General features: G+C 49.1%; 27 protein-coding genes, 3 tRNA genes and 1 other RNA gene. All 31 read right to left on the bottom strand.

All coding sequences use genetic code 11. The features are described 5' to 3' along the window. Positions 1-39: 39 nt before the first annotated feature. Positions 40-549: a nuclear transport factor 2 family protein gene (locus tag WC592_06020; protein ID MFA4982005.1), complete on the bottom strand. Its 510-nt coding sequence runs from the start codon at positions 547-549 to the stop codon at positions 40-42. Positions 550-560: 11 nt separating this feature from the next. Continuing rightward, positions 561-821: a hypothetical protein gene (locus WC592_06015; GenBank protein MFA4982004.1), complete on the bottom strand. Its 261-nt coding sequence runs from the start codon at positions 819-821 to the stop codon at positions 561-563. Positions 822-847: 26 nt separating this feature from the next. Then, positions 848-1,036, bottom strand: coding sequence for a hypothetical protein (locus tag WC592_06010; GenBank protein MFA4982003.1), 189 nt, complete (start codon positions 1,034-1,036; stop codon positions 848-850). Positions 1,037-1,038: 2 nt separating this feature from the next. After that, positions 1,039-1,779: a lipid-binding SYLF domain-containing protein gene (locus WC592_06005; protein ID MFA4982002.1), complete on the bottom strand. Its 741-nt coding sequence runs from the start codon at positions 1,777-1,779 to the stop codon at positions 1,039-1,041. Positions 1,780-1,806: 27 nt separating this feature from the next. Further along, positions 1,807-2,223: a peptide chain release factor-like protein gene (locus tag WC592_06000; GenBank protein MFA4982001.1), complete on the bottom strand. Its 417-nt coding sequence runs from the start codon at positions 2,221-2,223 to the stop codon at positions 1,807-1,809. Positions 2,224-2,281: 58 nt separating this feature from the next. Beyond that, positions 2,282-2,623, bottom strand: coding sequence for a P-II family nitrogen regulator (locus WC592_05995; GenBank protein MFA4982000.1), 342 nt, complete (start codon positions 2,621-2,623; stop codon positions 2,282-2,284). Positions 2,624-2,706: 83 nt separating this feature from the next. Beyond that, a complete protein-coding gene (locus WC592_05990; protein ID MFA4981999.1) occupies positions 2,707-3,942 on the bottom strand; it encodes an ammonium transporter in 1,236 nt (411 codons plus the stop codon). Positions 3,943-4,093: 151 nt separating this feature from the next. Then, positions 4,094-4,273 carry a hypothetical protein gene (locus WC592_05985; protein MFA4981998.1) on the bottom strand — a complete coding sequence of 60 codons (180 nt, stop codon included), beginning with the start codon at positions 4,271-4,273 and terminating at the stop codon, positions 4,094-4,096. A gap of 6 nt (positions 4,274-4,279) precedes the next feature. Beyond that, on the bottom strand, positions 4,280-5,539 hold the full coding sequence (locus WC592_05980) for a glycosyltransferase family 39 protein (GenBank protein MFA4981997.1): 1,260 nt from the start codon (positions 5,537-5,539) through the stop codon (positions 4,280-4,282). Positions 5,540-5,676: 137 nt separating this feature from the next. Further along, on the bottom strand, positions 5,677-5,856 hold the full coding sequence (locus WC592_05975) for a hypothetical protein (protein MFA4981996.1): 180 nt from the start codon (positions 5,854-5,856) through the stop codon (positions 5,677-5,679). Positions 5,857-6,130: 274 nt separating this feature from the next. Continuing rightward, positions 6,131-6,913, bottom strand: coding sequence for a phage Gp37/Gp68 family protein (locus WC592_05970; GenBank protein MFA4981995.1), 783 nt, complete (start codon positions 6,911-6,913; stop codon positions 6,131-6,133). 2 nt (positions 6,914-6,915) lie between these two features. Then, on the bottom strand, positions 6,916-7,755 hold the full coding sequence (locus WC592_05965; GenBank protein ID MFA4981994.1) for a three-Cys-motif partner protein TcmP: 840 nt from the start codon (positions 7,753-7,755) through the stop codon (positions 6,916-6,918). 311 nt (positions 7,756-8,066) lie between these two features. Then, the gene (locus tag WC592_05960; protein MFA4981993.1) at positions 8,067-8,588 is read right to left on the bottom strand and encodes an ORF6N domain-containing protein; all 522 of its coding nucleotides are present in this window, start codon (positions 8,586-8,588) and stop codon (positions 8,067-8,069) included. Between the two features lie 427 nt (positions 8,589-9,015). Beyond that, a non-coding RNA gene (gene ssrS, locus WC592_05955) (6S RNA) lies at positions 9,016-9,178 on the bottom strand. Positions 9,179-9,236: 58 nt separating this feature from the next. Next, positions 9,237-11,360, bottom strand: a complete 2,124-nt coding sequence (pheT, locus tag WC592_05950) for a phenylalanine--tRNA ligase subunit beta (GenBank protein MFA4981992.1) — start codon at positions 11,358-11,360, stop codon at positions 9,237-9,239. Position 11,361: 1 nt separating this feature from the next. Further along, entirely contained in the window at positions 11,362-12,414 is a 1,053-nt protein-coding gene (gene pheS / locus WC592_05945) for a phenylalanine--tRNA ligase subunit alpha (protein ID MFA4981991.1), read from the bottom strand. A 21-nt stretch (positions 12,415-12,435) separates the two neighbouring features. After that, on the bottom strand, positions 12,436-12,783 hold the full coding sequence (gene rplT, locus WC592_05940; protein ID MFA4981990.1) for a 50S ribosomal protein L20: 348 nt from the start codon (positions 12,781-12,783) through the stop codon (positions 12,436-12,438). A 124-nt stretch (positions 12,784-12,907) separates the two neighbouring features. Beyond that, positions 12,908-13,108, bottom strand: a complete 201-nt coding sequence (gene rpmI, locus WC592_05935) for a 50S ribosomal protein L35 (GenBank protein ID MFA4981989.1) — start codon at positions 13,106-13,108, stop codon at positions 12,908-12,910. Positions 13,109-13,277: 169 nt separating this feature from the next. Beyond that, positions 13,278-13,766 carry a translation initiation factor IF-3 gene (gene infC, locus WC592_05930; protein ID MFA4981988.1) on the bottom strand — a complete coding sequence of 163 codons (489 nt, stop codon included), beginning with the start codon at positions 13,764-13,766 and terminating at the stop codon, positions 13,278-13,280. 40 nt (positions 13,767-13,806) lie between these two features. Next, entirely contained in the window at positions 13,807-15,528 is a 1,722-nt protein-coding gene (gene thrS, locus WC592_05925; protein ID MFA4981987.1) for a threonine--tRNA ligase, read from the bottom strand. A gap of 41 nt (positions 15,529-15,569) precedes the next feature. Beyond that, a tRNA-Leu gene (locus WC592_05920) sits at positions 15,570-15,655 on the bottom strand. 132 nt (positions 15,656-15,787) lie between these two features. Then, positions 15,788-15,864 (bottom strand) — tRNA-Val (locus WC592_05915). Positions 15,865-16,134: 270 nt separating this feature from the next. Then, positions 16,135-16,209 (bottom strand) — tRNA-Cys (locus WC592_05910). A 114-nt stretch (positions 16,210-16,323) separates the two neighbouring features. Further along, positions 16,324-16,869 (bottom strand): DUF1559 domain-containing protein, encoded by a 546-nt coding sequence (locus WC592_05905; protein ID MFA4981986.1) that lies wholly within the window; start codon positions 16,867-16,869, stop codon positions 16,324-16,326. A 6-nt stretch (positions 16,870-16,875) separates the two neighbouring features. Further along, entirely contained in the window at positions 16,876-17,520 is a 645-nt protein-coding gene (locus tag WC592_05900; GenBank protein ID MFA4981985.1) for a phosphopantothenoylcysteine decarboxylase, read from the bottom strand. Further along, positions 17,517-18,062, bottom strand: coding sequence for a flavoprotein (locus tag WC592_05895; protein MFA4981984.1), 546 nt, complete (start codon positions 18,060-18,062; stop codon positions 17,517-17,519). Before WC592_05895 ends, WC592_05900 begins: the two co-directional genes overlap by 4 nt. Next, positions 18,059-18,262 carry a DNA-directed RNA polymerase subunit omega gene (gene rpoZ / locus WC592_05890; GenBank protein MFA4981983.1) on the bottom strand — a complete coding sequence of 68 codons (204 nt, stop codon included), beginning with the start codon at positions 18,260-18,262 and terminating at the stop codon, positions 18,059-18,061. The genes WC592_05895 and rpoZ overlap by 4 nt, the downstream gene beginning before the upstream one ends. Before the next feature lie 3 nt (positions 18,263-18,265). Continuing rightward, complete coding sequence (gene gmk / locus WC592_05885) at positions 18,266-18,841, bottom strand: guanylate kinase (protein MFA4981982.1); 576 nt, start codon at positions 18,839-18,841, stop codon at positions 18,266-18,268. Further along, positions 18,841-19,719, bottom strand: coding sequence for a YicC/YloC family endoribonuclease (locus WC592_05880; GenBank protein MFA4981981.1), 879 nt, complete (start codon positions 19,717-19,719; stop codon positions 18,841-18,843). The genes gmk and WC592_05880 overlap by 1 nt, the downstream gene beginning before the upstream one ends. Then, positions 19,716-20,213, bottom strand: a complete 498-nt coding sequence (locus WC592_05875) for a nucleoside-diphosphate kinase (protein MFA4981980.1) — start codon at positions 20,211-20,213, stop codon at positions 19,716-19,718. Before WC592_05875 ends, WC592_05880 begins: the two co-directional genes overlap by 4 nt. A 111-nt stretch (positions 20,214-20,324) precedes the next feature. Next, positions 20,325-21,173: a ParB/RepB/Spo0J family partition protein gene (locus WC592_05870; GenBank protein MFA4981979.1), complete on the bottom strand. Its 849-nt coding sequence runs from the start codon at positions 21,171-21,173 to the stop codon at positions 20,325-20,327. Positions 21,174-21,243: the final 70 nt, after the last annotated feature.

Raw genomic sequence — 21,243 nt, 5'->3', positions numbered from 1 at the left:
GGCCTTCAGCTTAGTCTTCTCTTTTTCGAATAGGTCCATCTAGAATTTTTCGATCCCCGTATCTTCTTCGCATGGAGCGCCGTCACAAGTCATTTTATGGGAGAGCTGTTTTAAACGGACGATGCGCCAGCCGTTGAGGGTCTTTGTCAGGTCGACCTGCCACGTCCGCGTAGTCCGATACAGGTGCTTTCCGCCGGTCAGCATATATTCGTGTATCGCCGTGACCGTAGCCGCGCCGTTTACGTCTATGGCCTCCGCTTTTGTGACGTCATATCTCGTTTCTTCATTTTCTATCTTGTTGAAATTTTTCTTCAGGTTTGCTTTCCATTCGTCCGCGGTAAGGACCGTGCCGTCCAGGTACTGCAATGTGGCCGCCGGAAGGTATGCCCTGACCACACCACCGACGTCTTCCTTGTCGAACGCAGTGCCCGAGGTGTTAAAAAGCGACTGTACCTCGTCCTTTATCGACGTCGGCTGGACGTCGTCCGCCGCCGATACGGGGCCGATCAATATACAGACGGCGAAAAAAGATAATATTATTCTTCTCATGCGTTCCTCCTTTATTGTGTCATATCGTTGTAACGGGACTGGTATATTTCCTGGATAGACGGCGCGTCCTCAAAACCCTTAGTCGTAGGAAGCTGCACATATTTGCCGTATTCCAACCTCGATACGACCCTTTTTGTGAACCGGTTGACTAAAACCGTCTCAGTGCCGATCTGGACTTCTTTATATATGACTTTTTCCGCCAGGTCAAGCGCATACGACGGCGCAGTGGCCATCATAGAGAATAATAACAGCATTACAACGACCTTCTTCATCTCTCGCCTTTCGAAAATATAACCTGTTATTTTTTACCGGATGCATTATTAGCTCTTTCCCGCTCCAGAACACTCATTGACGATAGATACTGGATCTTGCTTATCTTGCCGTTTTCATAATCCGCATCCAGCGCCCGTTCCCGTTCGCTTAACATTATACTGGAACAGCCGCACAAGTAACAGCATATTATAGCTATGAGTATTATCCTCATCATCCCTACTTAAACACCCCTATTTTTCTTAAGAAACGGATTACCGGATTGTCCGGCTGTAATGTCTTAAAGAACGCGTATGCGGCCTTGGGCATGACGGCCTTATCTTCAATAAGTATCTCCCGGGCCGTTAGGGGCTTCCCGTAAAGTTCCTCATTCGCTTCTTCGTGCTCCAAAAGTACCGCGCCTTCTACCTTGGCGCCGATGAAAAGGCCTCTCGATATGGAATACGACAATATGCCGCCCCTTAATTGGGCATCGGTGGCCGCCGACACGTTCCTTCCGACCGGGCCCGCGGCAACCGAGGCGTCCACGCCGAGTTTCATCTTTCCCCGAAGAATGGCATCGACGCTGTGAGCGTCCATAAAGACCAGTATTATGTCGGTCGCCTGAGCGCCTATCTGCCAGCCGATGCTCCCTCCGGCCAGCGTAAATATCGCCGGGGGCGACCATCCGTCGTCATGTTTGACCAATATTATCCCCTGGCCGTATTGGCCGCCGAGGCCGAATCCTCCGGAAATTGTAGACGGGAATATGCCTACAGCCTCGCAATTGGCTATCGGGCCATTCATTATGCCCTCGCCTGCCGCCTTACCGGCGCTATCGACCACTCCGGCGCATTTTACTATCAGCCTCGTCCACTTGTTTTCCGGGTATGACAGGGTCTTGTGTAATAAAAATACGGCGATAGAGATAATGAGGATGAAGAAAATTATTACCGGTAGGAATTTTTTTCGCTTAGGCATGTATTTATTATATTACTTCGGCTTATATTAGAGTAGTGAAATTTTGGATTTGTTTCGGAGCGATTTCTTCTCGGAATGGAGTTTCTTATCCCTGAGCATCTTATCTTTAGCCCTTCTTGAACGCCTGCGTTTCTGGCGGCGGATCTTCTCGTATCTCTTCTGCTCTTCCGACTCCCTGCCGAGAATAAGCGCTTCGATCTTGTTGACAAGGATCCTACGGGCAAGGAACCGGTTCAGCGCCTGGGAGCGCTCCTGTTGGCATTTGACCTCGATACCGGTAGGCTTATGTTTCAGATATACGCAGGAGGAGGTCTTATTGACCTTCTGGCCTCCCTTTTTACCGGCGAGTATGAAGAGCTCGACGATATCGGACTCCTTTATACCGGCGGCGGCCATCCTCGCCCCTAAAGCCTCTTCTTTGTCTATTCCCGCTATTGATGTCATAACCGTCCCAGGTTATGATTATTATATTACTTTGGTGTGTATTAAAGTAGTAAAATTACTACCCTATGGCTTCGTTTCCCTTTTCGCCTGTTCTTATTCTTACACATTCTGTAAGATCCAGCACGAATATCTTACCGTCGCCTATGGCGCCGGTCTTGGCGCCGCGCGTTATCGCGGCTATGGTCGGCTCGACAAATCCTTCATTGACGGCGATCTCTATGCGGACCTTTTTGAGGAGATTCCCGGTCTCTTTTCTTCCCCGGTATACCTCCACCCGCCCTTTTTGCCTTCCGCATCCCAACACGCTGGAAACAGTCCTCAGGTGTATCTCATTTTTATCAAGCTCCTGTAAAACATCTTCGAGTTTGTGCGGCTGAATTATCGCTATCACCAGTTTCATGGCTGCCCCCGATTTGTTGCAATCTTACTCTTACAAATCATCCCGAACCGCATCTGTTTAATTCATGCGGTGAGGGACTACCACTAATCCAACAACGTGTACGCGCTCTCTTCGTGCTGGCTAATATCGAGACCTATCACCTCTTCCTCGTCGCTCACCCTGAGCCCCATGGTAGCGTCGAGTATTTTCAGCATGACGAATGTCATACCGACGGAATATACGACAATGACGAGCGCGCCGAATGTCTGGACGGCAAGCTGGGAGGCGTTACCGAAAAACAGGCCGTTGTTACCTGCGGGATTAAATATTTTCTGCGCTAAAGCCCCTGTAAAGATAACGCCCACGAATCCTCCGATGCCGTGGACGCCGAACGCGTCGAGCGAGTCGTCATAAGAGAACTTAAGTTTTACTACGGCAACCGCAAAATAGCAGATCGCGGCGGTTGCGATGCCGATGATAATGGATGAAAACGGGCCCACAAATCCCGACGCGGGAGTTATTGTGGCAAGCCCCGCTACGGCGCCGGTTGCCCCGCCCAGAAGGGTGGGTTTTCCCGTAACTTTCCATTCGATCAGCATCCAGGTAAGCGCGGCGGTGGCGGCGGCCGTATTGGTAACGACAAGGGCCATCGCCGCGATAGCGTTCGCTCCCAACGCGCTTCCTGCGTTAAATCCGAACCAGCCAAACCACAGAAGCCCGGCGCCTATAATAGTCAAAGGGAGATTATGCGGCGGCATGGGCTCCCTGCCATAGCCTCTTCTCGATCCCATATAAAACGCGCACGCAAGAGCCGAAAAACCCGCCGTGACATGCACCACAAGCCCCCCGGCAAAATCCATCACTCCCATGTTCCTCAGCCATCCGCCGGAGCCCCAGACCCAATGGCACACAGGATCGTACACCAGGGTCGCCCACAATAAAGTGAATACCGCGTATGTGGAAAATTTCATCCTCTCGGCGAATGCGCCTGTTATCAGCCCCGGCGTGATCACCGCAAACATCATCTGAAATGCCATAAAAAGAACGTGGGGAATGGTCGCGGCATACACGGCATTCGGCTCCGCGCCGACGCCCCTCAGGCCAAACCATGACAGATCTCCTATGATGTGGAATTTATCCGGCCCGAACGACAGGGTATAACCAAACAATATCCATTGCAGGCTTATCAGGCACAAGACAAAGAAAGACTGCATCATGGTGGCAAGGACATTTTTTCTTCGCACCAAGCCGCCGTAAAAAAGCGCGAGGCCGGGAATGGTCATGAGCATCACCAGAGCCGTCGACATCAGGACCCACGCGGTATCGCCCGTATTAATCATAATTTCCTCCTAATTCTATATCCACATTATTAATGCCGATGAAATAAAAGAGGGCGTAATAAATGCTTACACTACGCCCTCTGTCATATATACAAGTAAAAAATAGCTTCTCTTGGTAACTGTTTAGGTTTTGGGAAGGTATTTATCTTATTTATTTACAGACGTGGTCTCCACCTGTTATATGAACCATCTTGTGCTCCAATTCGCCGACCTTATTGTATAGGTCCGACAGCATCACACAAGTAGCTATTACATATATCACGGCTGCCACAGCCAATAGTTTTAAATAGCCGGGATTCGTTATTGCCGGCCTCTTCTTATCTTTTTCCATATTCATTTACCTCCAAGTGCCGATGTTGTTAAAATATGTCCTGGCGCCTGCCCATAGCCTGTCGAGCGCCAAAAAGGCAAATACCAGCACATAGAATATAACCGGGATCAGCATCCTGAACCCGTAATTATGGATAGGCGCGCTCATGATCACTGTTCCATAATAGCATATAATAAAAAGATGCGTGGCCGCTTCCCACATCTCCGGCCTTGCGCGGTCTTTGATCCGGAAAAACAGGTATAAAAAATAGCCCGCCCACATGGCCAGCCAATGGCTGCGCAGGCCATACACCGGAGACAGGGGGGACATGTAGCCGAGACAGAAAAGCGCCTTCTTAATATAATAACCGAAGAAGAGGCGGGGCTTCTGCAGCGCATATTCCGCATAATCGACCATATCCCTACTAAGATGCAGCTTCGCGTAAAGGAAATTCTCGTTCGTCCTTGTAAGATCCACTGATGAAGGTATAGGGTGATACATCCTGGCAAAACTCATGGATGACACCTGGACGGGAAGAAGGTACGGCTTTTTGCAGACCAGGTAATTCCTTACCAGGAGAAGCGATGAGCTTAGAAAAAACACCAGTAAAAATGCCGCCAGCTTTATATAGCCGGCCCTCCCCCGTCTGACGTAGTATGCTGTGACGAGCGGAATGAACGCCAGGCCGAATATAACGATATTGGGCCTTGTCAGAATAGAGAGCCCGAGCGAGGAGGCGGCTGTAAGCTGCAGCGCAAGGCTCTTCTTTTCGATGCCCTTGATAAAACATAAAAAGAAAAGCGCCATAGTAAAAAGCGCCAGGTTCTCTCCCAGCAGCAAAGCTGAATAGTTTTTACAGATATCTTTTATGCTGAATACGAAAAGGGTGCATAGGAATATGAGGGATGTAAGTCCGTTCATCTTGTCTCTGAACGCCCAGTAGACGAACCCTATGGAAAGTCCCAGCATCAGATGCTGCGCTATAAATATCGGAACGCTCTTCTCCCCGAACAGCGCCAGACAAAATGCGATAAAATAGGAATAGAGATAGCTTGCCGGGAAATAATACGCTCCCTGCACGGAGGGCATAAGAAGGCCGTTATCTTTTATGTCCAATGCGTAGCGCGCATACAGGCTCCAATCATCGCCCCCGGAGTCGATGATGCTTTGAAAAGTTTTAAAATCGTACGTCCTTATTAAAGATATGACGAGGAATATCGCTATTATCGAGACCGCTATTATCGTTCCGGTGCGTTTTGCGGCGCAAAATTCCAATATTTTATCCATTGGCGCTCTTTATCATGACGAGCAGCATTTTGAATCTCGCGGCGGCCTTCAGGGCATGCGGCTTATTGGCGGGCATGACGATCGCCTCGCCTTTCTTTACGACGGAGGACTTGCCATTTTAAATCCTCCACAGCCTCTTAATGCTTATCGCAACAGACACAGCTGCATTTCGGCTTCTCGGGCCTTTCAGATTTGCCGATACACTTATTGCATATATCGGCGTCTTTATCCGACGGTCTTATTCCAAACAGCTTCGCCGCTATCATCCTGTATAAAAATCCCTCCAGCGGCACCTTGCACCTCTTGCATCGTTTCATCGTCTTTTTCTCCTGTTATGGTTGTTACTCTCATCGCTATTTGCTTTATTATATTACTTTAGCCTGTATTAAAATAGCAAAATTTTGGTCATAATGATGTAACATTTTGTGACACCATTAAGCCTAGTTCTTATATATGGGAATAGGGTTGATCGGGTAGGTGGTTCTACATTTTTTCCTGATTTTTCATCTTGAGATCGCAATTTGCGACCTCAAGTTCACGCTAAAAATGGTCGCTGTCCCTAATTTGCGTCATCATATATTTGGTGCCACTTTAAACATATTCTAATTGCTGTTTCTGAAAGTACTCTGCTTTGGGCATCTGATCCCACATCTTTCCATCAAGAAGGCGCCCCGCACGCTTTTTCCCTACTCTCTCACCTAGATCATTAAATGTTCCCCATTGTTTAAAAAAGAATGCTACATCACTATCTCGACACAGCTCTTTAATATCTCTAGCCCACTGTGGATTCATCGCCCTGGCCTTGTGACCACTTTCGCCACCCACAATAACCCATTGTATACTATCTAAATCGCGAGAAATAAGCTTTAATGGCCCTAATAGAGGCTCACAGGATACAAATCTCACGTAGGCCGGCGTATCTTTTAAATCCTTAATTCTATCAACATAATCTTGGTTTTCAACTGAAACTCCAAGCCATATATGAGCAGGAACAATATCTTTTGCAAATTGTTCTTGAATCCATTCCATCATTCGTTCTGAACGTTTAGTAAGAACCTGAAAAATGTGGTGGTCTGCTTCGATCATTGTATTAAAAACTTCTTTAATAAAATTATCGGGCACTTTTTCATGAAATAAATCTGACATAGAATTAACAAAAACCATTCGAGACTCTTTCCACATCACGGGCAACCGTAGCCGATTCGGCCAGAGCTTAAAATCAAATCCTTGTTCGAATGGATGCCGCGGCACTCCTCTAAACCTCTCGGCAAATATTTCAGCATAACAATTCTTACAACCAGGGCTTACCTTAGTGCAGCCGGTTACTGGATTCCATGTTGAATCGGTCCATTCAATTGATGAATAGGATGCCATTATTATGCCCCCACCTTAGAATACTTATCAAATATATAGTCAACAATTTTCTTTGCAACTGGCCTTTGAGATGCAAAAAATAGATAATATATTATAGCATTGTTTGAATTTTTCATCGGCAATGGTGCGGACACATGATTAAATCCAGCAACATCACTAAGGCGTTTACGAAAACTCTCTGCAATTATATCATTTGGTTCTTTTTCCTCATAGCCAAAAAGGTTCTTTTTTGTCGTATACGCTATTTTGCGCCATGAATCATCGCCCCAAAATGCATTCATCCTTTCAATATCATCTGGATCTACGCCATTCGGGTTATGCCAAAAAACATTTCGATTCATATCTGCTATTGGAAAGTTAAGAAATATCTCGATAGATTTCATGCCCCCGGCTATTTTTATGACTTTCCAGTCAAGATGCAGACCATACGGATCAAGCAGACAAAGGCCTCGTTTATAATCTTTATATTTTACTTGGGGAAATATATTATTTAATAAAATAGTATTGCAATCGCCGGTACTAACAACTACGTCTGGGTTATTGGCAACCTGTTGACGCAAATAATTCGTCTTTGTCGAATCAAGGTCAATAAAATAATATTTTTTGAACGGAGGTTTAACCGATAAAGCCTTTTGAGGGCTTCCGGGGATCATCTCCCCAGTAGTTTTTGATTTGTGTACCCCAGGACCGGAGAATGCATCAATATATATATGATCAAATGATGGGTTAGAACACTTTGAAATTATTTTAGAATATTCTCGCGCATAAGCATCGATTATCTCGAGCTTCATTTCAGACCAATACCCAACTTCATCAAACTTTAGCTTGGCTTTTCTGCTCATCGATTCAATTATACACTACAAAACTGGAATTTCAAAGTCTATCTTCCAAGTGTTCCAAGTGTTTCCGAGGACAATCTCTTTAGAAGTCTTAAAACCTAAGCCGACGTTATGATGAGCACATTGAAAATATTAGGTCTTTGTGATGGAGAAAAACGGTTAAAAAGAGCCGCGGATGTTTGAGGCCTCTTCCATGAGGCCGAGTTCCGCAGGCTCCCATTTTTTGACTGAACAAAGACCGACCCTATAGCTATACTATGGGGGAATATTTTCAGTGCTCACATAACTAGGCTTAGGTTAGAGCAGAGCCTTTCCTACCGCACTTGCTTAAATCCTTTTATGACCCGCGCCTTTTGAGGCGTAGGCGCCATGAGCTGGCGGATCGCCTCGAATATCGAGCTGATGTCTCCGTCGTGCTTCTCGATCTTGCGTTCGAGCTCATTCAACTTGTGGGCGAGCTCTTTATGGGTAGATAAGATAGTTTTTAACCTTACGAATGCGCGCATTATAGCAATGTTAACTAGCACGGCGCGTTTACTGTGTAAAACTCCAGATAACATAGCTACCCCTTGCTCAGTAAAGGCATAGGGTAGATATCCTCCGAAAGTTTTTCGTGATGGTGTAACATTTTGTGACACCATGAAGATCAGCTCTTCCTCCGTGAGCTGAAACATGAAATCCTCTGGGAACCTTTCTTTGTTTCTTTTGACCTGCTGCCTTAAAGCCCTGGGATCCACTTCGTAAAGACTTGCTAAGTCCTTATCCAGTATAACCTTATGCCCTCTGATGAGATATATCTTATTCTCAATAATCTCCTGTGGTATTAATTCTTTCATATTTTGCCTGACTTTCTGTCTATATAGACGGTTTATCCCCTACTATATAAGATGCCAAAATCGGGAAAATTCTTGCAGGAATTTTTAAATTGTTTGAGCAACAATGGCAAGCCAACCAACAGGGGAAAAAATTAAGGAGATTTAAGGGGTTTTACCAGTTATAAAAATGGGATTTTTTTGCTCTGTTATGGCGACGATGGCAACCGGCCACGTGGGTTGCCTGCCCGCCTGCAGTAATGCAGCCGCAAGGCAGGCGGGAGCCGTAAATTTTGATAAGGTTACACTACCACCGAAAGTACTTTAGCGCCATAGTTACCATAAGGACAAGATAACAGAAATAATATAGATAAAACCAAACACTCTTGATATCAAAATTAGGCGAAGCCCACTGGCCGGTTCGCCAGATCGTCGCAAGGGCAAAGCGAAAAAAATCCCCGCTTGTGCCGTGTGAGATTGAATTATCTTGACCCTGTTATGTACAGGTGGGTGCCCTCGTCATGAGCGCCAAGGCGCTCGCGCAGTTAGGCTCCCTTTTAAATTTCTAATGGCTCAAGATTCTTCATCTTAAATCACGAGCACAGCAGGGATTTTTTACTTCTAATGAAAGTATACCACAGATTTTGGTAAAAGCAACTTTGCGCAGATGGGTTACCTGAGTTTTGCGCCGAATTTTTCTTCGAGGGCGCGGAGGATGCCGGAATGGAGGAGCGAGATCTCTCTTTCTTCAAGAGTCTTGTTGAGATCCCGGTATTCCAGCCTGTAAGTAAGAGAGACTTTCCCGTCGGGGATCTGCTTTCCGATGTACCTGTCGATAAGTTTAGTCTCTTTGAGAGCGTTTCCGCCCGCGCTTTTTATCGCGATGATCAGATCCGAGTTCGTAACGTCTTTCCCGACCACTATCGATATGTCGCGATAGACTGACGGATATTTCGGCAGGTGGACAAAACGTTTTACAGTCATCGCGCGCTGCAGTATAGGCTCGACGCAGAGTTCACAGACGTAGACCTTGTCTTTGATGTCGTATGCCGCGAGGACCTTGCGGCTCGCTTCGCCTATAATTCCCGCGCTCTTACCGTCTATCTCTATAGACGCGCATGCCGCGGATGAAAAACTGCTGTCTTTGACCTGTTTGAAAGTAACGTTCTCCACGCCGAGTGATGAGAGGAGCGTTTCGACCGCTCCTTTCACGTCGAAGAAGCTCGACTCCCTCGAGGAACCGGCCCAGCTTGAGAACGCAGAGCCTGCGATGCCTATCGACAGATGCTTCTTCTCAGTTACCTTGCCGCCTTCTTTTACATATATGTTGCCTAACTCAAAAAGCTTCAGGTCCTTCGTCTTCCTGTTCATATTCCAAAGTATCGCGTTCAGCATCCCCGGGATAAGGCTCGGCCTCATTATCTCCTGCTCACTTGTGAGCGGGTTCACTATCTCCACTATGCCGTTATCCGGGATCGCGGCCATCGCAAGGAGTTTTCTGCCGAGAAGACTATAGGTTATGATCTCGTTCGCGCCCATAGCGATGAGGCCCGCGCGAATATTGCCCGCAATCTCCATGCCGCGCGGCAACCTTATCGGCTGTTCGACAACAGGCGGGATAGTTTCCGGGATATTATCGTAACCATATATCCTGGCCACCTCCTCGATGAGGTCTATCTCGTTGTTAAGGTCATAGCGAAAAGACGGTATCTCGAATTTCACCTTGTCGCCCGACGAGGTCTTTGCCTTCAGTCCCAACAGGCTTAATATCTTCTTTATTTTTGATGCCGGAATATCGGCTCCCAGTTTTACGCCAAACCTCGAACATTTGATCTCTACTGTCCGCGGCGCTTCCGACTTCTTCCCTATATCGACGAATTCGCCTATCTCGCCGCCTGTCAATTTCGCTATGAGCGCCGCTGCCCTGTCCGACGAATACGCTATATTAGCCATATCGACGCGCCTCTCGAACCTGTAGCTCGATTCCGTCGATATCGAGAGCTTCCTTGCCGTCCTTCTGATAGAGATGGGATCGAAAAACGCGGCTTCCAGCAATATATTCTTCGTCGCCTGCGATACTTCCGTATTTATCCCGCCCATGACGCCCGCTATCGCGACAGGTCTGGCAGAATCGGCTATCACAAGCATTGTCCCGTCCAAGGTCTTTGCCGCATTGTCTATGGCGATGATCTTTTCGCCCTGCTTTGCCTTACGTATATTTACCGCGCCGCCTTCGAGCGAGTCCAGGTCGAACGCGTGCATCGGCTCCCCTGTCTCAAAGAGGCAGAAGTTTGTTACGTCTACGATGTTATTGACCGGGCGAAGCCCCATCGCCTCGATCTTCGTCTTGAGCCACGCAGGAGATTCGCCTACTTTTACATTCCTGATTATCCTGGCCGTATATCTGGGGCAGAGGGCCTTATCCTCGACGGTGATCTTGAAATTTTCGCCGGAAAATTTCCCCGCCTGGGTAGCTACCCAGGGCGGGATCCCGCCCTGAGTTTTGCAATGGCGGGACATCCCGTCGCCGCGACGAATAGGAGCGGCGGAGGGATTACCTTTAATTTCAGGCGTCTTCAGCTTCGCGCCGGTGATTGCCGAAAGTTCGCGCGCCACGCCGATATATGACAGCCAGTCGGGCCTGTTTGCGGTCACCTCTATCTCCAACAGGCTGTCGCCGGGCACAGCCTCGACGGATTCCACTGTCGCGCCTGCCATAGTCAGCATCTCGGCAAGTTTCTCCGCCGGAACTTTGATATCGATGTATTCTTTTAGCCAATTGTAACTGATCCGCATATTAAAATTGCCTCAAAAATCTTACGTCGTTCTCGAAGAACATCCTTATATCATCTATGCCATATTTAAGCATGGCTATTCGTTCCACGCCCATGCCGAACGCGAGCCCTGTGACCTTTTCGGGATCGTAGCCCACTTTTTTGAAGACCTTAGGGTTCACCATACCGGCGCCTAATATCTCGAGCCAGCCCTTGCCTCCGCAGACGCTGCATCTGTGCGGCGCTCCCGTTTTATCGCGGCCGGGGCCGCCGCAGATGATGCACGAAATATCGACCTCAGCGCTCGGTTCAGTAAAAGGAAAGAAGCTCGGGCGGAATCTCATCTTCGTATCTTTGCCGAACATCTGTTTCGCAAAAAGGGTTAGAACGCCTTTCAGGTCCGAGAATTTTATATCATTCCCGACCACGAGCCCTTCGACCTGGTGGAACATGAACGAATGGGACGCGTCCGTGGCGTCCGGCCTATAGACCTTGCCCGGGACGACTATGGAAAAAGGCGGCTTGTTCGATTCCATGAAGCGGGCCTGGACCGGAGAGGTGTGGCTTCTAAGCAAGAATTTCTGGTTACTATCGCTTTTAAGGTAGAACGTGTCGAAGGCGTCGCGCGAAGGGTGTTCAAGCGGTATGTTCAGCGTTTCGAAATTATAATGCTCGGTCTCTATCTCCGGCCCGTCTACGATCCTGAAACCGAGGCCGACGAATACAGCGCATATCTCGTTAATGGTAGCAGTGATCGGATGTAATTTGCCGACGGTAGCCGGTATGCCTGGCAGGGTCACGTCGATCTTGTCTTTCGTATCTTCCTCAAGGGCCGAGGCCGAGCCTAAGCGCTCATCCAGGGCTCTCGTCACCGAATTCTTGAATAGATTCAACTGCTGCCCGGCCTGCGGCTTTTCGTCCGCTGGGAGCGAGGCCATCTCTTTGAAGAGATCGGCGATGACGCCCTTCCTTCCGAGATATTTTATCCTGAGAGCCTCCAGGGCGTCGCGGCTATTGGCCGCGGAGCCTATCTCTGAGAGGGCTTCCTGTTCCAGTTGTTTTATCTTATCAAGCATAAGATCCTCTAGACCCGTTCTTTATGCTTTTGCCATTTCCACCAGCTTAGCGAATGCCTTCTTATCCGAGATTGCAAGTTCCGAAAGTATCTTACGGTCAAGCGTGATCTTGGCTTTCTTCAATCCGCTGATGAAGAGCGAATAAGACAAGCCATGCTCCCTGCATCCGGCGTTTATCCTCGCTATCCAGAGCGTGCGGAAATCACGTTTTCTTGCCTTCCTGTCCCTGTAGCTATACATCATACCCTTGGCCACCGACTCCTTGGCCCGGCGGTAAAAACGATGCCTGCCGCCCCATTGGCCTTCGGCGGCGTCGAGAACCCTCTTCCTGTGTTTCTTCGTCGCAACTGCGTGTTTTACTCGTGACATTGTAGCCTCCTAGTTATATACTTGTTGGTTTGTTGCGTTCTTTGCGTTTATTGCGCTTGTTGTGTTAACTCAATAAACGCAACTAACCCAACGAACGCAATAAACCGGACTCGGTCTGACTCTGCTACGCTCCGTACGGCAATAGCTTATACATCGTCGCTACCTGCCCCTTAGCGACCGTACCCGGTTTGCCCAGGTGTCTTCTTCTCTTCGCGCTCTTCAACGTCAACAGATGCCCCCTGGAAGACCTGAAACGCTTGATCTTGCCGTTCTTGCTTATCCTCATCCTCTTCTTCACGCTTCTGTTCGTCTTTAATTTAGGCATGTTTCCCCTTAAATGAGACCACAACTTATGGAGTGCGAAGCACGACATAAGTTGTCCCCATTGTTTAAGTGTAAGGTCGAATTTAATGCCGAAAGATACCTTTAAGAAAACTCGGCTTGAGATTCAAGCCATCTTTCGGCTCGCTTCCACATTCTTGTTTTCCAGCTTATTACTTCGCCCTGATCACCATATTGATGAAACGGCCTTCGAGCCTGGGACGTTCCTCTATCTCTCCTATCGCGGATACGTCGCTACATAGCCTGTCCAGGATCTTCCTGCCGAGGTCCACGTGCGACATCTCCCTGCCCTTGAACATCATGGTGACCTTGACCTTGTCGCCCCTCTTCAGGAACTCTTCCAGGTTCTTGAGCTTGAACTGATAGTCGTGTTCGCCGATCTTCGGCCCCATCCTCACTTCTTTCAGATGAACAATCTTCTGCTTCTTACGGGCTTCCTTCTCCCGTTTTTCCTGTTCGTATTTGTACTTCGAGTAATCCATTATCCTGCAGACCGGCGGCACCGCTGTCGGCGCTACCTCTACAAGATCGAGCCCTGCTTCTTCGGCGCGTTTCAATGCGTCCGGCGTCGCCAGGACCCCCAACTGTTCGCCCTCCTCGCCTACTACTCTCACCTCTCTTACCCTGATCCTACTGTTTATCCTGAGATCTTTCTTTGCGATACTCGATCACCTTACCTTTCTATTTATCAGCCTTTTTATTTTTCACTTCTTCTTTCAACATCCCGACGAACCTTCCTATATCCATCGCGCCCAGGTCGCCTTTCGCTTTTGACCTTATCGAAAGGGTCTTTGCCTGGGCCTCTTTCTCGCCCACTACTATCATATACGGGACTTTTTCGACTTCTGCGTCGCGTATCTTCTTCTGCAGCCTCTCGTTCCTGACGTCGACGGTGACCCTTATCTCCTCTTCGAGGAGTTCCTTCTCGACCTGCCTCACGTAATCTATCGCCTTTTCGGAGACCGGTATTATGACGCACTGCACCGGCGCCAGCCAAAGCGGCAGCGCGCCCGCGAAATGTTCTATGAGCGCCCCGGTGAACCTCTCGACCGAGCCCAAGATGACCCTGTGCAGCATTATCGGGCGGTATTCCTTGCCGTCCGCTCCCACATACGTAAGCTTGAACCTCTCCGGCAGCGCGAAGTCGCACTGTATGGTGGCGCATTGCCATTCGCGCTTCAGCGCGTCTTTCAATTTTATATCTATCTTGGGTCCGTAGAACGCGCCGTCGCCTTCGTTTATCGCGTATTTCAATTTTTTCCTGTCGAGCGCGCCTATCAAGGCCGCCTGGGCCGCCTCCCAATCGGCGTCGTTGCCTATCGATTTCTCCGGTCTTGTCGAAAGCTCGACGGAGAATTCCTCGAAACCGAATACCTTCAATGTATCGACGACGAAATCGATTACTTTTATTATCTCCTCTTCGACCTGCTCTCTGAGGCAGAATATATGCGCGTCGTCCTGGGTAAAGCCTCTCACCCTCAAGAGGCCGTGCAGGACGCCGGACTTCTCGTTCCTGTAGACCGTGCCGAGCTCGAAATATCTGAGCGGCAGGTCCTTGTAGCTGCGCGTCTTCGATTGGTATACGAGTATATGGCCGGGGCAGTTCATCGGCTTTATCGCGTATTCCTGGTCCTCGATCTTGAATATGTACATGTTCTCTTTATAATAACCGTAATGGCCGGACCGTATCCATATGTCGCTCTTCATTATGTGGGGCCCGAGGACGAACTCGTATCCCCTCTTTATATGTTCCTTCCGTATGTAGTCCTCTATTATGCTCCTCAGCATCGCGCCCTTCGGGTGGTAGAGCACGAGTCCCGGCCCCACCTCTTCGTTAAAGCTGAAGAACTCGAGCTGTTTGCCCAATATCCTGTGGTCCCTCTTCTTCGCTTCCTCGACGAGCGTAATATATTCTTTCAGCTCTTTCTCGGTCTCGAACGCTGTCCCGTATATCCTCTGGAGCATCGGGTTCGTCTCTATGCCGTGCCAGTAGGCGCCGGCGATCGAAAGGAGCTTGAACGCTTTTATCTTGCCGGTCGACTCTATGTGCGGCCCGCGGCAGAGGTCGACGAAATCGCCGTCCTTGTATATAGTAACGGTCTCGTCGGGGAGAGCCTTTATAAGCTCCACTTTATACGGCTGGTTGAGCTTCTGGAAGAACTTGACCGCCTCGTCCTTCTTCATCTCCTGCCGCTCGAACTTGTGATCCTTCTTCACGATCTCGCGCATCTTCGCCTCGATCTTCTCCAGGTCTTCCGGCGCGAACGGCGTCTCCTTGTCGAAATCATAGTAGAAACCGTCTTCGATCGACGGGCCGATGCCGAGCCTGGCGTCCGGCCACAGGCTCTTTACCGCCTGCGCCATGACGTGTGAAGTAGAATGTCTTAATGTAGCCAGATCCATCTAAATTCCTTTGTTACAATTGAGGTTCTCATTTTTGGAAGTGGTGGGCAAGGAGGGAGTCGAACCCTCATGGCCTTGCGGCCAGTGACTTTTAAGGCCACCGTGTAAGCCTTTCCACCACTTGCCCTCGCACTACCAATATACATTCCTTACAACACCATTCCAGACTTAAATTACAGAATGGTGGGTCCGCCAACCATCAAAGGGTATGACCGAAACGGTTGGCGAGACCTCACCAAAAATTTGCTTTGCAAATTTTTGGTGGGCAGTAGAGGACTCGAACCTCTGACCCCCACGATGTCAACGTGGTGCGCTAACCAACTGCGCTAACTGCCCGCACGACTTCATAATGTCAAAAACAAGACTCGCCCCGCCCGGAACCTAACCAGGGGCGGGACGCTAACTGCCCAATTTTGCTATAATCCGCTTTGGTACGAAATTCATCCCGAGATTCCGACGAATAGAAGGAATCAAGGGAAAAGATATTACCTTACCGTTTTACCGAAACAATGCTACAGTCTTTTTATATGTAGCCCCTCGTCGGCCTACAGTCTAACTACGGCCTCCTCGGGACAAATTTCGCACGAATCAGACTGCAGCGAAATTTGGAGGCGCGGAGCGGAATTGAACCGCTGTATAGTTGTTTTGCAGACAACTGCCTTACCGCTTGGCTACCGCGCCAATTTTGCCACGCAAAATTGATCCTGAGAACGCGACTAACGGGAGCGTTCGAAGGACCTTCGGAGCATCCGAAGCACCTTATCAATTCATACGCTCGAAGGACTTCCTGCTTCTCTAACGTCTCGCGATCCATTCCAAAGAACCGTCGACCTTGAGAATGTATTTACCGCGCTTGTGATTATTCTCTATGTCCTGCGCAATTGGATCTTTCGGAGGAGCGTTCTCTGTAAGGCTCTGCACATATATATAATCAGGGCCGGCCGGACTCCCCACACTTTTGCTTGCCGGACAATCGAAACTCTTCTGGTCTTCTATGTAATTCGGGTACAACTCCCCCAGCGTCTGCGGGAACGCTCCATTATGATCGGCCGCATACGCGTGCAGCCCAAGGCTTATATGCCGTAAATTATTGGCGCAGCTTATCTTGCGAGCGCGGGCCTTGGCCATATGGATGAAAGGCGTAAGGACGAGCAAGGTGACCATGACTATAGCCACCACGACCAGTAACTCTATAAGCGTGAAGCTCCGCCGCCTTACAGTGGTGGCTTCTTTTTTTGCAGGATTTCGCTCTTTCGGTGGAGCGAAACCCTGAACCGTCCCGAACCCGAACGAAGTGAGTGGTTCGTGGACTGGTTCATGGGTAAACCCTTTATTCTTCATAATATCCTATATATTAAAATTTAACGCCCTGTCAAGAATAATCTTAGCCAGTTCTTTCTTCGTTTTACGCCGCGCCATTACCTTATTCCCGAGCCTGTCCATTATCACCGCGTCGACGCGCCCCGGGCCGAATACATCGTTCTTGGGCGTTAGCCTGTTGGCCACGATAAGATCCAGATTCTTCTCTTTCAATTTTTTCGCCGCGTTCTTTTCGAGACCCTCGGTCTCCAGCGCGAATCCGACCAGTGTCCCGTGTCTTTTACGCCCGATCTCACGAAGTATGTCGGGGTTCTCGACCAGCTCCAGGGTCTTTGCGCCTCCGCGGCGTTTTATCTTGCCGCGCGCTTCCCGGCGGACACGCCAATCCGATACAGCGGCGGCCATTATCACGCACCCGGCCGAACGTAAATTCTTCATCACCGCGCTTTGCATCTCGGCGGCGCTCTCCACCATCACAACTTTTACTCCCGGCGGAACTTTTAACGACGTCGGCCCGCTTACTAGGATGACGCGGCGCCCTCTCCTCTTCGCTTCCCTTGCTATCTCATAACCGAATGTTCCTGTAGAATAATTTGATATGAACCTGACGGGATCGATTCGTTCTCGCGTGGGCCCTGCGGTTATAAGAATGGCGCCGATATTCGACCTCACTTCAAAAGCCTTAAAGCTTCTTTTACGATATCCTGCGTATCGGCAAGGTGGCCGATGGCTGCGTGCCCGCAGGCGAGATGCCCTTTTACGGGGCCTATGAATTTGTATCCTATCTTTTTAAGTTTGGCTATGTTCTCCTGCACTATTTTATGCATATACATCTTCTCGTTCATGGCCGGCGCTATCAGGACGGGCGCGCTCGACGCAAAAACGACGCAGCTCAATATGTCGTCGCACGTGCCCCCGGCCAGCTTCCCTATGATATTCGCCGTTGCCGGCGCTATCAATATGAGGTCCGCCTTGTCGGCGAGCGACGTGTGCACCGGGTTCCATTCGTCAGGCAATTCGAACATGTCGGCGACGACTTTATTGCGCGACAACGTCTGCAGGGTCAGCGGCGTTATGAACCGCTCCCCCTCTTTAGTCAACAGCGCCTGGACGTCGACCGATGATTTCCGGAGCGCGCTTATTATCTCGCAGGCCTTATACGCGGCGATACTGCCGGTCACCCCTAAGAGGACGGTCCTCGGCGACTTTGTCACTTCTTTTCCTTCATCTTGTACGTTATCTTGCCTTCGGATATCTCCTGCAACGCTACATTTATGGTCTTTATCTCCGGAGCGGCCGTGACGAGCCTTGCCGCGCCGTCGGAGAGCTCGATCGCCCTCATGGTCGTAAGCACCACGAGTTTATAGGTGCTTCCGGTCTTATTCAATAATTTTTCGATATCGACCTCGTACATCTTCTACGCTCCTCCCAGTTCCAACGTTATGATCTTCTTCAGCTTCTTATAGGCGCTGTCCAGCCTGTCATTTATTATCCTGTAATCGTACTTCTTCCTGTACGCCATCTCCTTTTTCGCAAGGCTCAATCTCTTCAATATCGCCTGCGGGTGGTCGGACATCCTGGCGCGGAGCCGTTTGCTCAATACTTTCATGGAAGGCGGCAGTATGAATATGAGCACGCTCTTTTTGGGGAACGCCTTCCTTACCTTCATAGCCCCTTTGACGTCTATGCTCAATACGACGGACCTGCCGATTTTTAGGTTGTCGTTTATCGCTCTCTTCCGCGTGCCGTAGAAATTCCCGAAATTCTCTTCGTGCTCCAAAAATTCGTCATTATCTATCATGCGCATAAAGCGCTTTTTGGATACGAAGAAATAATCGACGCCTTCTTTCTCTCCCGGTCTCGGGGGCCTGGTGGTCGTCGATACGGAACGCTCGAGACCGCTTCTTTCGCCAAACAGCTTATTGCACAGGGTCGTCTTGCCCGATCCCGACGGAGCTGAGATTACAAATAGTTTGGCGGCCGTCTTTTTCATCACTCCAGATTCTTAGCCTGTTCGCGTATCTTTTCTATTTCCCCTTTTATCTCTATCACGTTCTTCGATATCTTGAAATCGCTGGCCTTTGAGCCTATGGTGTTTATCTCCCGGTGCAGTTCCTGGGCGATGAAATCTATCTTCTTGCCGACCTCCCCGTTCATGGAGATCGTCTTGTTAAAATTGGAGAGGTGGTTCTCCAGCCTCGTGATCTCTTCAGAGATGTCGCTGTTCTTAGCGAATATCGCCACTTCCATCTCGAGCCTTCCCATGTCGATCTCACGGCCGCCGGTAAGCTCTTTGGCCCTGTCGGCGAAACGCTTCCTGTACTCGTCGATGTTCAGGTGCGCCCTCGATCTTATGACAGAGAGCATCTTCTCTATATCTTTGGTCCTTTTGGAAAGGTCGGCGCAGAGGTTCCTGCCTTCCTTCTCCCTGTCCGCCACCAGCTTGTCTACAGCCGCATCGAGCGCTTTCTTCACTTTAGGCCAGAAGGCCGCGAGGTCTTCTTCTTTACTTTCATAGGAGACCACGCCTGGAAGCATCATTATGTCTTTCACCGTTATGTCGTCCTTCAAGCCGAGATATTTCCTGAGCTCCAGCATGCCGCGGTGGTAACTCTTCGCCGCTTTCTTGTTTACCAGGATCTTCTCGCCCTTAAGGAACGCGCCGTCGTAGCTTAGGATAAGGTTTATCTTGCCCCGCTTTATCTTCTTCTGCAGGACCTCTTTTATCCTGTCCTCGTATTCGGAAGTGTTGTTCGGAAGTTTTGACGTAACGTCGAAAAATTTGTGGTTGACCGTCTTTATCTCGACCGTTATCCTGCCGTTATTGAATTTTGCCTCTCCCCTGCCGAATCCCGTCATGGATCTGATCATGCCCAGGTGCTCCTCTCGACCGTTTTTTTAACGTTCTTGGCGGGATAGAGGTCGGCTATTATTTCATCGGGCTGGAACCAGAGCTTTATCTCCCGCTCGGCGTCTTCCTGATTCGCTGAAGCGTGTATTACGTTCTCGTACACGCCTTTAGTGGTAATCCTGCCGTATGCCCCTCGTATCGAGACCGGATCGGCTTCTTCCGGATTGGTCGCGCCGCATATCTGCCTTACTTTAGCTATCGCGTCTTCGCCCCAATATACGAGCGCCATGACCTTCTTTTTGTGGTACTCGCCCATCAAATACTTCAACAGGTCTTCGAAGAACGGCTTATCTTTCAGGCTTGCATAATGCTGCTCGGCAAGTTCGCGCGTGACTTTCACGATCTTGGCGGCCACAATATCCAGCTTGGTCTCGGAAAGGCGCGTCAGCACATTACCCGTCAACGACTTCTTAAGCCCATCGGGCTTTATTAAAATTAATGTCTGCTGTACCATTTTTGCTCCTTTTAGTAGATAAATTAAGGCGGAAAAGCGCAAAACAACATCTCGTTTTGCGCTTTGGCTAATATAATATCTGTATATTATAATCTAATAGGATACTGGTAGTCAAGGTTTTTTCGACCCGAGTATCCCCAGAATACGGTTCAGGTCATCTGTAGAATAATACTCTATCATTATCCTGCCGCGCTTCTTTCCGTGAAAGACTTTGACGCGCGTTCCCAGCGCATGCTGAAGCTCGCTTTCGATGTCGGCCATGTTATTGTCACTTTTAGGCGTGATCTTCCGCATGCCGTAGGACTTGCTGCTCACGATGTTCTCTGCCTCCCTTACTGAGAGGCCTTTCTTTACGATCAGAGTGCAGACGCGCATCTGGTCGATCTCCGTCGGGAGCGGCAAAAGCGCCCTGGCGTGGCCGGCCGTTATAGTGCCATCCACTATATAATCCTGTATCTTTTTGGGCAAACCCAGCAACCTTATTGTGTTGGCTATAGTTGAACGATCTTTGCCCAGGACTTTAGCGATCTTCTCCTGTGTAAAACCGAAGTCTGTGATGAATTTCTGGAAAGCGATTGCCTCTTCCATGGCGTTAAGTTCCTCGCGCTGGATATTTTCTATCAGGGATATCTCTAGCATATCAACATCATTTACATTTCTTACAATCGCGGGGATCTTTTCTATCCCCAGAGACCTGACAGCCCTGAGACGCCTCTCGCCTGCTATCAACTCATAGCCTTCCGTTGTTCTCCTGACCAGGACCGGCTGCACAACGCCTTTTTCTCTTATTGAACTTACAAGCTCTTCCAGCCTTTCCTTATTGAAGTCAACACGCGGCTGATATTTATTCGTCTTTATCTGCGAAATTGGAATATTCATGATATTTTCCTGGAACGAACGTTCTGTATCAGTAGGAGTGATGAGCGCCCCTAATCCCTTACCAAGAGCTCGCTTTTCCATTGCTTAATCTCCAAGTTTATTCAGCCATAGTGTTGGCTAAGTGCCGCGAGTTCTACGAGCGGCCAAGTTT

Source organism: Candidatus Omnitrophota bacterium, assembly GCA_041648975.1.
GTDB lineage: Bacteria > Omnitrophota > Gorgyraeia > 2-01-FULL-45-10 > 2-01-FULL-45-10 > JAQUSE01.
The sequence above is the reverse complement of the archived record's forward strand: the minus strand, read 5'-3'. Positions and strand labels throughout refer to the sequence as shown.